At 65.7% G+C, this 12556-nt stretch carries 13 protein-coding genes; 9 read left to right on the forward strand and 4 right to left on the reverse strand.

Annotation, left to right across the window (positions count from 1 at the left end; all coding sequences use genetic code 11):
• Positions 1-78: 78 nt before the first annotated feature.
• The 4 genes from N2603_RS07840 (at position 79) to N2603_RS07855 (ending at position 3260) form a co-directional block, all read left to right on the forward strand.
• On the forward strand, positions 79-828 hold the full coding sequence (locus N2603_RS07840; protein ID WP_018646529.1) for an electron transfer flavoprotein subunit beta/FixA family protein: 750 nt from the start codon (positions 79-81) through the stop codon (positions 826-828).
• A complete protein-coding gene (locus tag N2603_RS07845) occupies positions 828-1772 on the forward strand; it encodes an electron transfer flavoprotein subunit alpha/FixB family protein (protein WP_260388299.1) in 945 nt (314 codons plus the stop codon). The genes N2603_RS07840 and N2603_RS07845 overlap by 1 nt, the downstream gene beginning before the upstream one ends.
• 208 nt (positions 1773-1980) lie before the next feature.
• Positions 1981-2862: a 3-hydroxybutyryl-CoA dehydrogenase gene (locus tag N2603_RS07850; protein ID WP_018646531.1), complete on the forward strand. Its 882-nt coding sequence runs from the start codon at positions 1981-1983 to the stop codon at positions 2860-2862.
• Between the two features lie 203 nt (positions 2863-3065).
• The gene (locus N2603_RS07855; protein WP_027562813.1) at positions 3066-3260 is read left to right on the forward strand and encodes a putative motility protein; all 195 of its coding nucleotides are present in this window, start codon (positions 3066-3068) and stop codon (positions 3258-3260) included.
• Here N2603_RS07855 and tlpA read toward each other — a convergent pair.
• A complete protein-coding gene (gene tlpA / locus N2603_RS07860) occupies positions 3257-3922 on the reverse strand; it encodes a thiol:disulfide interchange protein TlpA (RefSeq protein WP_260388300.1) in 666 nt (221 codons plus the stop codon). The genes N2603_RS07855 and tlpA overlap by 4 nt on opposite strands.
• Positions 3923-4023: 101 nt before the next feature.
• Between tlpA and argH the strand changes: the two genes are divergently transcribed.
• From argH to lysA, 3 genes are all read left to right on the forward strand, one after another.
• On the forward strand, positions 4024-5421 hold the full coding sequence (gene argH / locus N2603_RS07865) for an argininosuccinate lyase (protein WP_260388301.1): 1398 nt from the start codon (positions 4024-4026) through the stop codon (positions 5419-5421).
• Positions 5422-5514: 93 nt separating this feature from the next.
• Positions 5515-5805 (forward strand): LPS translocon maturation chaperone LptM, encoded by a 291-nt coding sequence (gene lptM / locus N2603_RS07870; protein ID WP_018646535.1) that lies wholly within the window; start codon positions 5515-5517, stop codon positions 5803-5805.
• A 23-nt stretch (positions 5806-5828) separates the two neighbouring features.
• Positions 5829-7094 carry a diaminopimelate decarboxylase gene (gene lysA / locus N2603_RS07875; protein ID WP_260388302.1) on the forward strand — a complete coding sequence of 422 codons (1266 nt, stop codon included), beginning with the start codon at positions 5829-5831 and terminating at the stop codon, positions 7092-7094.
• Between the two features lie 171 nt (positions 7095-7265).
• On the opposite strand, the gene N2603_RS07880 is transcribed toward lysA, so the two are convergent.
• Both N2603_RS07880 and N2603_RS07885 read right to left on the reverse strand, forming a co-directional pair.
• Positions 7266-8174 carry an NAD(P)-dependent oxidoreductase gene (locus tag N2603_RS07880; protein WP_260388303.1) on the reverse strand — a complete coding sequence of 303 codons (909 nt, stop codon included), beginning with the start codon at positions 8172-8174 and terminating at the stop codon, positions 7266-7268.
• Between the two features lie 252 nt (positions 8175-8426).
• Positions 8427-8810, reverse strand: coding sequence for a carboxymuconolactone decarboxylase family protein (locus N2603_RS07885; RefSeq protein WP_008567285.1), 384 nt, complete (start codon positions 8808-8810; stop codon positions 8427-8429).
• A 169-nt stretch (positions 8811-8979) separates the two neighbouring features.
• Between N2603_RS07885 and N2603_RS07890 the strand changes: the two genes are divergently transcribed.
• Positions 8980-10893: a TIGR02302 family protein gene (locus tag N2603_RS07890; RefSeq protein WP_260388304.1), complete on the forward strand. Its 1914-nt coding sequence runs from the start codon at positions 8980-8982 to the stop codon at positions 10891-10893.
• A complete protein-coding gene (locus N2603_RS07895; protein WP_018646539.1) occupies positions 10881-12032 on the forward strand; it encodes a DUF4175 family protein in 1152 nt (383 codons plus the stop codon). Before N2603_RS07890 ends, N2603_RS07895 begins: the two co-directional genes overlap by 13 nt.
• 132 nt (positions 12033-12164) lie before the next feature.
• On the opposite strand, the gene N2603_RS07900 is transcribed toward N2603_RS07895, so the two are convergent.
• The gene (locus N2603_RS07900) at positions 12165-12539 is read right to left on the reverse strand and encodes a response regulator (protein ID WP_166818684.1); all 375 of its coding nucleotides are present in this window, start codon (positions 12537-12539) and stop codon (positions 12165-12167) included.
• Positions 12540-12556: the final 17 nt, after the last annotated feature.

Raw genomic sequence — 12556 nt, forward strand, 5'->3', positions numbered from 1 at the left:
CGTTGACCGGGCCGGATCAGGCCTTTAGGTTCCGCGCCAGTTGATAATCCCCCTCCCAAATTGAGTGAAAGAGGATCGATGAAGGTCTTAGTGCCGGTAAAGCGGGTGGTCGATTACAACGTCAAGGTCCGCGTCAAGGGCGATGGATCGGGCGTTGAACTCGCCAACGTCAAGATGTCGATGAATCCGTTCGACGAAATCGCGGTCGAGGAAGCGCTGCGTCTGAAGGAAGCCGGCAAGGCGACCGAAGTCGTGGTGGTCTCCATTGGACCGGCGCAGGCGTCGGAGACGATCCGCACCGGTCTTGCCATGGGCGCCGACCGCGGCATCCTGGTGAAGGCCGAAGGCACCGTCGAGCCGCTCGCCGTCGCCAAGATCCTGAAGAAGGTTGCGGACGAAGAGCAGCCTGGCCTCATCATCCTCGGCAAGCAGGCGATCGACGACGACAGCAACCAGACCGGCCAGATGCTGGCCGCGCTGCTCGGCTGGTCGCAGGCGACCTTCGCCTCGAAGCTCGAGGTTGAAGGTTCTGACTTCAAGGTCACGCGCGAAGTCGACGGGGGCTTGCAGACCGTCAAGCTGAAGGGACCGGCGATCGTCACCACCGATCTTCGTCTCAACGAGCCGCGCTACGCCTCGCTGCCGAACATCATGAAGGCCAAGAAGAAGCCGATCGCGGAGAAGACCGTTGCCGATTACGGCGTCGATGTCGCCGCGCGCCTCGAGGTTCTGAAGACGACTGAACCGGCGGGCCGCAAGGCGGGCGTCAAGGTCAAGGACGTCGCCGAGCTGGTGTCGAAACTCAAGAACGAAGCCGGGGTGCTCTGATGACGACGCTTCTGATTGCCGAACACGACAATGCGTCGCTCAAGGATGCGACCAACAAGACCCTCACCGCGGCTGCTGCGCTCGGCGCGGACGTCGAGGTGCTGGTGGCCGGCCAGAACGCCAAGGCCGCGGCGGATGCCGCTGCCAAGCTCGCCGGCGTGAAGAAGGTGCTGCTCGCCGACGGCGAGCTCTACGCGCATGATCTCGCCGAGCCGCTGGCCGCGCTGATCGTCTCGCTGGCCCCGTCCTATGACGCGATCGTCGCGCCCGCGACCTCGCGCTTCAAGAACGTGATGCCGCGTGTCGCCGCCCTGCTCGACGTCATGCAAGTCTCGGAGATCATCAAGGTGGTCGCCCCCGACACCTATGAGCGTCCGATCTATGCCGGCAACGCCATCCAGACGGTGAAGTCGAAGGACGCCAAGAAGGTCATCACGGTCCGCACCTCCACCTTCGCCGCGGCAGGCGAAGGCGGCAGTGCTCCGGTCGAGACCGTGGCGGCGGCGGCCGATCCCGGCCTGTCGTCCTTCGTCGGTGAGGAAGTGGCCAAGAGCGACCGTCCCGAGCTGACCTCGGCCAAGATCATCGTTTCCGGTGGCCGCGCCATGCAGAGCCGGGAAAACTTCGCAAAGTACATCGAGCCGCTCGCCGACAAGCTGGGCGCCGGTGTCGGTGCCTCGCGTGCGGCGGTGGACGCCGGCTATGCCCCGAACGACTGGCAGGTCGGCCAGACCGGCAAGGTCGTGGCCCCCGAGCTCTATGTCGCCGTGGGCATTTCCGGCGCAATCCAGCATCTGGCCGGCATGAAGGACTCCAAGGTGATCGTCGCGATCAACAAGGACGAGGACGCGCCGATCTTCCAGGTCGCCGATTACGGCCTGGTCGCCGACCTCTACCAGGCGGTTCCGGAGCTGACCGCCGAACTCGGCAAGCTCGGCAAGTAAACCGCGTTCAAAACACCGGCCGGAGGTATAAACTCCGGCCGGTGTTTCATTTTTGAGCGTTTTCTTTGGCGTGGGGCACGCCTTCGAAGCGATCCAATCTAGGTTTCGAGCCAAGGTTCTGATTAAATCAGGCTACTGGTCAAATCAGACCTCCCGGCTCAGGGGATAGGCAGGGCGCGATCTGCGCGCCGTTCCGGTGGATGACATTATGGCGGCAGTGATCAAGAAGGTCGGCGTGATCGGCGCGGGTCAGATGGGCAATGGCATCGCGCATGTTGCGGCGCTCGCCGGCTTCGACGTGGTGCTCAACGACGTTTCGGCCGACCGCCTCAAGTCGGGCATGGCCACCATCAACGGCAATCTGGCCCGCCAGGTCTCCAAGAAGGTCGTCACCGAGGAGGCCAAGACCCAGGCGCTCTCGCGCATCGTGGCCGCCGAGAAGTTCGACGACCTCGCCGATTGCGATCTCGTGATCGAGACCGCGGTCGAGAAGGAGGAGGTCAAGCGCAAGATCTTCCACGAGCTCTGCGCCATCTTGAAGCCCGAGGCGATCGTCGCCTCCGACACGTCCTCGATCTCGATCACCCGTCTTGCTGCCGCCACCGACCGGCCCGAGCGCTTCATCGGCATTCATTTCATGAATCCGGTGCCGCTGATGGAGCTGGTCGAGCTGATCCGCGGCATCGCCACGGATGATGCGACCTTCGAGGCGGCCAAGGAATTCGTCGCCAAGCTCGGCAAGCAGGTCGCGGTCTCCGAGGATTTCCCGGCCTTCATCGTCAACCGCATCCTGCTGCCGATGATCAACGAGGCGATCTACACGCTGTATGAAGGCGTCGGCAATGTCGAGGCGATCGACGCTGCGATGAAGCTCGGCGCGCACCATCCGATGGGCCCGCTCGAGCTTGCCGATTTCATCGGTCTCGATACCTGCCTGTCGATCATGCAGGTGCTGCACGAGGGCCTCGCCGATTCCAAGTACCGCCCGTGCCCGCTGCTGGTGAAATACGTCGAGGCCGGCTGGCTCGGTCGCAAGACCCAGCGTGGCTTCTACGACTACCGCGGCGCCAAGCCGGTTCCGACGCGCTGACCCATTTCCTGGTGCCGTAGGGTGGGCAAAGCGAAGCGTGCCCACGCATTTTTTGCGACCATGGTGAGGTGGTGGGCACGGCGCAAATGCGCCTTTGCCCACCCTACGGCACCGTCGCCCTGCGGCCGCGCATCCGCTTCGTGACAATTCATGTCCCATTAACCCCTCGCGTCTAGGTTACAGCCGGTACGAGGGTTCGCGTAATGGACATGATGGCGATGGTCAGCACCATGCTGGCCGCTCAGCAAGGCGCGCTGCAGTCGAATATTGCGGCGACGCTGACCAAGCAGAACATGGACATGGAGAAATCCACCGTCCTGACCCTGCTCGGCGCGGGTCAGCCTTCCCTGGCCAATGTCGGCCCCGGCGTTGGCGGCAATCTCAACGTGACGGCTTAAAGCGACGCAGCGGCCTTGCCGGTCGCGGCGCGGATCAGCTTCAGCGCATCCTCGCTCGCCCATTCCGCCGGCCCCGCGATCGTCGCGATCTCGCAGCCTTGGGGGTCGACCAGCACCGAGGTCGGCATGCCCAGCGCCCGGCCTATCGCCTTAAGATCCTGGAAAACCTTGGCTTTCTGGTCGTTGAAATAACCGAGCCGGGTTAGATTGGCCTCTTTCAGGAAGGTTTTCGGCTTTTCGGGGTCGCGGGTGTCGATGTTGATCGCCACCACCTCGAAATTCGGGCCTGACAGCTTGCCCTGCAACTCGTCCAGCGCCGGCATCTCCTTCCGGCACGGCACGCACCAGGTGGCCCAGAGGTTCACCAGCAGCGTCTTGCCGCGGAAATCGGACAGTTTCTTCGGCTTGCCGTCGGCGTCCTCGAAGGCCAGGTCGGGCAGCTTCAGGGGCGCGGTCGCCATGGTCAGCGCCGCCACCTCGCCATGGGCGAGCGGGGCGATTTTTTGCGCCATCGCCACCGCCGGCTTGCAGGTCGGATCGCCGCCAGGAGCCCGGCTCAGGCCCAGCCCGTACAGCGCGGCGAAGCCGGCCAGCCCGCCGATCGCCACGGTGGCGATGACGAGGGGTATCCGGCGCGTGGCGGAGGGCTTTTTGTCGAGCATATCGTTTGTCATCCGGTCGCAGATATGGCTATCAGGGGCCTCTTAATACGGCTGGCCTCGGCCAGCAAACGTGCGGCAAAGCAAGGCGTGAGCAGGGGATCATGAGCAACAAGATGTGGGGCGGCCGGTTCTCGGAGCGTCCCGATGAGATCATGGAAGAGATCAACGTCTCCATCGACGTCGATCGTCACCTCTTTGCCCAGGACATTGCCGCGTCCAAGGCCCACGCCGCGATGCTCGCCGCGAAGGGCATCATCACGGCCTCTGATGCGAAAAATATCGGCAAGGGTCTAGACACGATTTTGTCAGAGATCGGCAAGGGCGGCTTCGAATTCAAGCGCGCGCTCGAGGACATCCATATGAATGTCGAGAGCCGCCTGTCGGAGCTGATCGGTCCCGCGGCCGGCCGCCTGCACACCGCACGCTCGCGCAACGACCAGGTCGCGACCGACTTCCGTCTCTATGTCCGCGACGTCCTCGACGAGACCGACGCGGCGCTCGCCGCATTCCAGCAGGCACTGGTCCAGCGCGCGCTGGAGCATGCCGGCACCGTGATGCCCGGCTTCACCCATCTGCAGACCGCGCAGCCCGTGACCTTCGGCCATCATCTGCTCGCCTATGTCGAGATGGCCGCGCGCGACCGCGGCCGTTTCCAGGACGCGCGCAAGCGGCTCAATGAATCGCCGCTCGGCGCCGCCGCGCTGGCCGGCACCTCGTTCCCGATCGATCGCCATGCCACCGCGAAGGCGCTCGGCTTTGACCGCCCGATGGCGAACTCGCTCGACGCGGTCTCCGATCGCGATTTCGTGCTGGAGACGCTGTCGGCTGCGTCGATCTGCGCCGTGCACATGTCGCGCTTTGCCGAGGAGGTCGTGATCTGGACCTCGCCCTTGGTCGGTCTGATCCGGCTGAGCGACAAGTTCACCACCGGTTCCTCGATCATGCCGCAGAAGCGCAATCCGGATGCCGCCGAGCTCGTGCGCGCCAAGACCGGCCGCGTCATCGGCGCGCTCAACGGCCTCCTGATCGTGATGAAGGGCCTGCCGCTCGCCTATCAAAAGGACATGCAGGAAGACAAGCAGGGCGCCATGGAGGGCTTTGCCGCACTGTCGCTGGCAGTCCGGGCCATGACCGGCATGGTCCGCGACCTCGTGCCCGATGAGGCCAAGATGAAGGCGGCCGCCGGCGAGGGCTATGCCACGGCGACCGATCTGGCCGACTGGCTGGTGCGGACGCTGAAGATGCCGTTCCGCGAGGCCCACCACGTCACCGGCCGCATCGTGGCCAAGGCCGCCGAGGGCGGCATGGCGCTGCACGAGCTGCCGCTGAAGGAGATGCAGGCAATCGAGCCGAAGATCACCAAGGACGTGCTCGGTGTGCTCTCGGTCGAATCGTCCGTGAAGAGCCGCACCAGCTTCGGCGGCACCGCGCCGAAGAACGTGGCCTCTCAGGCGAAGGCCTGGGCGAAGCGGCTGGAAAAAGAGCGAAAATTGGGCTGAGGGCAAAATTTCGCTTATGTTTCATGGTCATCCGGCTCTCGCCAGAGCGCGCCAATCTCTGTATGGTGCGGCCCGCGTAGTGGGGATTTCGTCGTGACGTCAAAGTTTCGCCCGGCCGGCTCGGGGTGGGCCATCATTGTCTTGAGCCTGACGGCGCTCGCGCTTGCCGGCTGCGGCCGCAAAGGGCCGCTCGACCTGCCGCCGACCGCGTCCAGCGCGTCCACGGCCAATGTCGCCGCGCCCACCGACACCGAGACCGAAGCCCAGAGGACGCCGAGCCTGTTCAATCCCACCTATGGTGCGGACGCCGCGCCTGCGGCTCCCAAGGGCAGCAAGAAATCGTTTATTCTCGACCCGCTCCTGGACGACAAGCCCGGCCGGTAGGCTGGGGTAACTGAGCCAACGCCATGAACCATTTCGACTATCGCAACGGCGTGCTGCACGCCGAGGCGGTGAATCTGTCCGAGCTGGCCGCAACGGTCGGCACGCCGTTCTATTGCTATTCGACCGCGACGCTGGAGCGGCATTACCGCGTCTTCACCGAGGCTTTCGCCGGCGAGAAGGTGCTGGTCTGCTACGCCATGAAGGCGAACTCCAACCAGTCGGTGCTGCGCACGCTGGCAAAGCTCGGCGCCGGCGCCGACGTGGTCTCGGGCGGTGAATTGAAGCGCGCGCTGGCCGCCGGCATTCCCGCCAGCAAGATCGTGTTCTCCGGCGTCGGCAAGACGGAAGACGAACTGAGGGCCGCACTGGCCGCCGACATCCTCTGTCTCAACGTCGAATCCGAGCCGGAGCTCGAACTGCTCTCGCGCCTTGCGACCGAGACGGGCAAGACCGCGCGGATCTCGTTGCGCGTCAATCCCGATGTCGATGCCGGCACGCATGCCAAGATTTCCACCGGCAAGTCCGAGAACAAGTTCGGCATCCCGATCGTGCATGCCCGCGAGGTCTATGCGCGCGCGGCAAAGCTGCCTGGAATCCAGGTGACCGGCACCGACGTGCATATCGGCAGCCAGATCACCGATCTCTCCGGCATGGAGACGGCGTTCCGCATTCTCTCCGAATTCGTGCAGACGCTGCGTAGCGATGGCCACGACATCAGCCACGTCGATTTCGGCGGCGGTCTCGGCATTCCCTATTACATGGACCGCGAGGCGCCGCCGGCGCCCGCCGCCTATGCCGCCATGGTCAAGCGCGTCAGCCACAATCTCGGCTGCACGCTGATGTTCGAGCCGGGCCGCATGATCGTCGGCAATGCGGGCATCCTGGTCGCCAAGGTGATCTATGTGAAGCACGGCGACGGCAAGAATTTCGTCATCATCGACGCCGCGATGAACGATCTGATCCGCCCCACGCTGTATGAGGCCCATCACGACATCCTGCCGGTGACGCAACCGGCGAAGGATGCGGCCACGATCACGGCTGACGTGGTCGGGCCGGTCTGCGAGACCGGCGACTATCTCGCGCTCGACCGCACGCTGCCGACGCCGAAGGCGGGCGATCTCCTCGCCATCATGACCGCCGGCGCCTACGGCGCCGTGCAGGCCGGCACCTACAACACGCGCCCGCTGGTGCCCGAGGTCTTGGTGAAGGGCGACCAGTACGCCGTGGTGCGCCCGCGCATCGAGGTCGAGCAGCTGATCGCGATGGATACGCCCGCGCCGTGGCTGTGAGGCGGTGAGGGGCGATAAGGCCGCTCCCGGCGAAGGCCGGGACCCATAACCACAGGGAGCGGTTGTCGCGCGAAGCCGGTAACTTCGAGTCTTCGCCAAACGTCTCCCTGTGGTTATGGGTCCCGGGCTCGCGCTGCGCGCGCCCCGGGACGACGAGGAGAATTTGAGGCGCTACTTCCCCGCCAATCCGCCCGTTTTCCCGCCTACCACGACCCCCGCCTTCTTTTCGATCGGCTTGATCGCCGCGGTGAAATCCGACTCCGCGCCTTCCGCGCTGATCACGGTCTCCCACAGCCGCCCTACGGCGTCGGCGACCTCCATCGACAGGCCGAGCTGCTTCATCTCTTCCAGCGCCAGCCGCACGTCCTTCACCATCAATCCCGTGGCGAAGCCGAAATCGAACGTGCGCGGCAGCACCGAGCGCGGAAACTTGTCGCGGCTCGCGGTGTTCATGCCGGAGCCGGCATTGATGACGTCGATCATGACGGCGGGATCGAGCCCGGCCTTCACGCCCATCACCACGGCTTCCGAGGTCGCCACGATCGCCGTGGCCGACAGGAAATTGTTGGCGAGCTTCATGGTCTGCGCCGCGCCCGGCTTCTCGCCGATGAAGAACACTTTTCCGATCACGTCGAGCGCGGGCTTGAGCAGCGCGAACTCCGCCTTCGGCCCTGAGACCATCACCGCCAGCGTGCCTTTCTCGGCGCCGCCGACGCCGCCGGAGACGGGAGAGTCGATCTGCACGATGCCGCGCTTGGCGAGCAGGCCGTGAATCTTCGAAGCCATCGCCGAGCCGACGGTGGAGAGATCGATGAAGCGCTTTGCGCGGCTCCCCTCGATCACGCCGTTCGCGCCGGTTGCAACGTCAAGCGAAGCCTGCAGCGACGGCAGGCTCGCCATCACGGTCTCGACCTGATCGGCGACGTCCTTCGGCGAGGTCGCAGCGATGGCGCCGCGCGCCACCAGCTTGTCCGTGACCTCCTTGCGCGCATCGAACACAACGAGCCTGTGTCCCGCCTCGATCAGCCGCCGCGCCATCGGGAAACCCATGTTTCCGAGCCCGATGAATCCGATGTCCATGGTGTTTCCCTTTGTTTGTTGTTGCGCGTGAGAGCGGAGTCACATTTTCCGTTCGTCGTCCCGGGGCATCGCGAAGCGATGAGCCCGGGACCCATAACCCCAGGGAGAAGTCGTTGCGCGTAAGCGGTCACTCCGAGTCCCCGTAACCACATCTCCCTGTGGTTATGGGTCCCGGATCAGCGCCACGCTGCGCTTCGCTTGTCCGGGACGACGATGAGGAGGAACGTTGCGTCCCTCACTCACACGCCTGCCTCACGCCTTCCCATCAATCTCCGCGAACACCTCGCGCGCGATGCGAAAGCTGTCGACGGCGGCCGGCATGCCGCCGTAGATGGCGACCTGCATCAGGATCTCGCGGATCTCGTCGCGGGTGACGCCGTTGGTCAGCGCGCCCTTCAGATGCGCGCGAAACTCGTGCTGGCGGTTGAGGATCGCGATCATCGCGATGTTGAGCATGCTGCGGGTCTTGCGCGGCAGCTCCTCGCGGCCCCACACCGTGCCCCAGCAATATTCGTTCAGCATCTCCTGGAACGGACGGTTGAAATCGTCGACGTTCTTCAGGGCGTTGTTGACATAGGCTTCTCCCAGTACCGCTTTGCGGACCTCGAGGCCCTTGTCGTGCATTTTCTTATCCATGGCGTTTCCTCTCGTCTCCCTCAGGTGGCGCCGCGGAAATTACGGGGTTGCGGCGGACCAGTCACGTCCTCGTGTTATGCGGGAAAAGGGGTGTCTCCCGTACAGGAACGGATGCCTCAGTGCTGCCGTTGTGGTACGCTTCTCTCTACCGGGCAACCTGGAGAGCTGATTGAACGGCGTCACCCCCGACCCGTCAGACCCGAACCGCGATGGCGACGCTCTGTCGCGGCTGAAGCTGGCGCAGGCCCTCGACAGGGCCATCTATGCCATCGCGTGGGAGCGTGCCTGGCCAAATCTCGCGCGGCTGCTGACCGTCATCGGCCTGTTCCTGGTGGTGTCCTGGGCCGGTCTCTGGCTGGCGCTGCCGTTCCTGGCCCGCGCCGTCGGTCTCGTCATTTTTGCCGGCATTGCGATCGCCGCGCTGTTCCCCCTGCTTCGGTTCCGCTGGCCGAGCCGCGAGGAAGCGCTGAGCCGGCTTGACCGCGGCTCCGGCATCCGTCACCGCCCGGCGACCACGCTAACAGACACCCTGACCTCGCAGGATCCGATCGCGAAGGCGCTGTGGCAGGCGCAGCGCGAGCGTACGCTGGCTTCGCTGAAGCGCATCCGGGCCGGTCTGCCGCGCCCGCGGCTCGCGCTTCACGATCCCTGGGCGCTACGGGCGCTGGTCATGGTGATGCTGGTTGCAACCTTCTTCGCGGCCGGCGACGAACGCGCGATGCGCGTCGGGGCCGCCTTCGACTGGAACGGTGTGCTGGCGCCGACCAATGTTCGCGTCGATGCCTGGGTCACGCCGCCGCTCTACACCGGCAAGCCGCCGGTGATCCTGTCGGCCGCCAACAAGGAAGCTGCAGCGCTGCCGGCGAGCGGTCCGCTCGCCGTGCCCGCCGGCTCGACGCTGATCGTGCGCTCGTCCGGCGGCAGCCTCGATGTCGTCGTCTCCGGCGGCCTCAAGGAGGTCGCCCCCACCGAAGCCACGCCCAAGGGCACCAACGAGAAGCATTTCGCCATCACCGCCGACGGCACCGCGCATGTCCGTGCGCCCTCCGGCCAGCCGCAATGGGCGTTTGCCGCGACGCCCGATCGTGCGCCGACGATCGCGCTCGCCAAGGATCCCGAGCGCCAGGCCCGCGGCGGACTCCAGCTCTCCTACAAGATCGAGGACGATTACGGCGTCACCGGCGCCGAGGCGCAAATCGGTTTGCGCGATGGCAAGGACGACAGCAAGGCCGCGGCGCGGCCGCTGTTCCAGCCGCCGCAATTCCCGCTGGTGCTGCCGAACGCGCGCACCCGCAACGGCGTCGGCCAGACGGTGAAGGACCTCAGCGAGGATCCCTATGCCGGCGCCGACGTGACGCTGACGCTCACGGCCAAGGACGAGGCCGGCAACGAGGCGAGGAGCGAGCCGTTCAACATGCGCCTGCCCGAGCGCCTGTTCACCAACTCGCTCGCGCGCGCGCTGATCGAGCAGCGCCGCATCCTCGCGCTCGACGCCAACAAGAATTCCGACGTCTACGCCGCGCTCGACGCGCTGATGATCGCGCCCGAATTGTTCACGCCGGATGCCGGCTGCTATCTCGGCCTGCGTAGCCTCGCTGCCCAGCTCGAGGCGGCCCGCACCGACGATGCGCTGCGCGAGGTGGTGGCGAGCATGTGGGCGTTCGCGGTCACCATCGAGGATGACGGTGTCGCCGGCAGCGTCAACGCCGCGCTGCGCTCGGCGCAGGACGCGCTGAAGCGGGCGCTGGAGCGCGGCGCCAGCGAGGACGAGATCAAGGTGCTGACGCAGAAGCTCCGCGAGGCCATGGCCGGCAAGGTGCGCGATCTCGCCCGGCGCGCCGAGCAGAATCCGCTCGGCCCCCGGCAGCCGTTCCCGGCGGAGGTTCAGCTCATCCTCGACAAGGCGATCGAGCTGCGACAGAAGACCCAGAAGGCGACGGCGGAGCAGCTCGAGGAGCTGGCGCAGCAGCAGGACGCGCTTCGCCAGCAGCTCCAGGCCTATCGGAAGTCGGCGAGCAACCGGGCCAAGGCGGGCAATGACGGGGCCAACCAGTTTACGCGGGACCGGAAATGCGGAAGCTAGCGCGCGTGCCAGTCTTCAAGGCGATCTCGATCGCCTGCCTCGCCGTCCTGTTGGGCGGCGTCTCGCCGGCCGCTGCCCAGCTGGATCAGGATCCCGATGCGCTGCTCGACAGCGCCGAGAAGGCGATGCAGGATTCCGGCGACAGCCTCAGGCAGAAGGAATCCGGCAAGAGCCTGAGCAATCAGTCCGACTCCATCCAGAAGCTCGAGGAATACAAGCGGGCGACGGAACGGAGCCAATCCTCCAGCCGTGATCGCAACGTCATCACGCAGCGCGATCTCGACGAGCTGCTGAAGCAGATCGAGAAGGCGGCGCGCGAGGGCAATCGCGAGGCGGCCCAGCGCATGCTCGAGCAGCTCGCGCAGATCATGGAAAATCTCCAGATGGCGCAGCCCGGGCAGTCCGGCGACAGCGACATGGAGCAGGCGCTGAACGAGCTCAGCGACATGATCCGCAAGCAGCAGCAATTGCGCGACAAGACGTTCAAGCAGGGCCAGGATTCCCGGCGTGACCGCTCGCGCGGCAAGCAGGGCGACCAGTCGATGTCGGACCTGCAGCAGGACCAGCAGGCGCTGCGCGACCGCCTGAAGAAGCTGCAGGACGAGCTCGCCAAACGCGGCCTCACGCAGAAGGGACAAAAGAGCCAGAAGGGTCAGCCGGGGCAGAAGGGCCAGCAGGGCGATCCGGGACAGTCCGGCCAGGATGGCGATCAGGACGGCGACCAGGGCGACGATGACGGCAGCCTCGACGCCGCCGACGGCGCCATGGGCGATGCCGGATCGAAGCTCGGCGAGGGCAACGCGGACGGTGCCGTGGATTCGCAGGGCAAGGCGCTCGATGCGCTGCGCAAGGGCGCGCAGAAGATGGCCGAGGCGATGCAGCAGGGCGATGGCGACGGGCAGGGCGATGGTCCCGGCAACCGGGCCGGCCGCCAGCAGAGCGGCGGCAATCAGACCGACCCGCTCGGCCGGCCGCTTCATGGCCGTGAGTTCGGCGACGATTACACCGTCAAGATCCCCGGCGAGATCGACGCCCAACGTGTCCGCCGCATCCTCGAAGAGCTCCGCCGCCGCCTAGGCGATCCCTCGCGCCCGCAGATCGAGCTCGACTACATCGAGCGGCTGCTGAAGGATTTTTGAGGCGATAGCCTTCTTGTAGCCCGGATGAGCGAAGCGATATCCGGGGCCGCCGGTCCCGCATGTCGCTGCGCTCATGCGGGCTACGACCGTGCCACAACCCTCGCAATGACGATGTGGCGATACCGTCGACCGCTACCCCTTCTTCGCCGCCAGTGCGTCCGCTACCGCCGTACGGATATCCGCGACCGAGAACGGTTTTGTCACGACGTCATGCACCAGCGCATTGAGGTTCGAGGCGCGCTCGCGCTGGTCGGCAAAGCCGGTCATCAGCAGGATGGTGAGGTCGGGGAAATCGCGCGCGGCGGACAGCGCCAGTGCGATGCCGTCCATGACGGGCATCTGAATGTCGGTCAGCAGCAGGTCGAACGCCCCGTCCTCGCGGGTCAGGATCTCCAGCGCCTCGGCGCCGTCCTGTGCGGTCACGGTCTCGTGGCCATCCATGGCGATGGCGCGCGCCACCAGCGTGCGCATCGAATCCTCGTCGTCGGCGATCAGGATTTTCGACATGAGACCAACCTTGGGAT

Source organism: Bradyrhizobium huanghuaihaiense (assembly GCF_025200885.1).
Taxonomy (GTDB): domain Bacteria; phylum Pseudomonadota; class Alphaproteobacteria; order Rhizobiales; family Xanthobacteraceae; genus Bradyrhizobium; species Bradyrhizobium huanghuaihaiense.

Coding starts and splice junctions, on each gene's coding strand:
- N2603_RS07840 (WP_018646529.1), top strand. CDS start 79: ATGAAGGTCTTAGTGCCGGTAAAGCGGGTGGTCGATTACAACGTCAAG.
- N2603_RS07845 (WP_260388299.1), top strand. CDS start 828: ATGACGACGCTTCTGATTGCCGAACACGACAATGCGTCGCTCAAGGAT.
- N2603_RS07850 (WP_018646531.1), top strand. CDS start 1,981: ATGGCGGCAGTGATCAAGAAGGTCGGCGTGATCGGCGCGGGTCAGATG.
- N2603_RS07855 (WP_027562813.1), top strand. CDS start 3,066: ATGGACATGATGGCGATGGTCAGCACCATGCTGGCCGCTCAGCAAGGC.
- tlpA (WP_260388300.1), bottom strand. CDS start 3,922: ATGCTCGACAAAAAGCCCTCCGCCACGCGCCGGATACCCCTCGTCATC.
- argH (WP_260388301.1), top strand. CDS start 4,024: ATGAGCAACAAGATGTGGGGCGGCCGGTTCTCGGAGCGTCCCGATGAG.
- lysA (WP_260388302.1), top strand. CDS start 5,829: ATGAACCATTTCGACTATCGCAACGGCGTGCTGCACGCCGAGGCGGTG.
- N2603_RS07880 (WP_260388303.1), bottom strand. CDS start 8,174: ATGGACATCGGATTCATCGGGCTCGGAAACATGGGTTTCCCGATGGCG.
- N2603_RS07885 (WP_008567285.1), bottom strand. CDS start 8,810: ATGGATAAGAAAATGCACGACAAGGGCCTCGAGGTCCGCAAAGCGGTA.
- N2603_RS07895 (WP_018646539.1), top strand. CDS start 10,881: ATGCGGAAGCTAGCGCGCGTGCCAGTCTTCAAGGCGATCTCGATCGCC.
- N2603_RS07900 (WP_166818684.1), bottom strand. CDS start 12,539: ATGTCGAAAATCCTGATCGCCGACGACGAGGATTCGATGCGCACGCTG.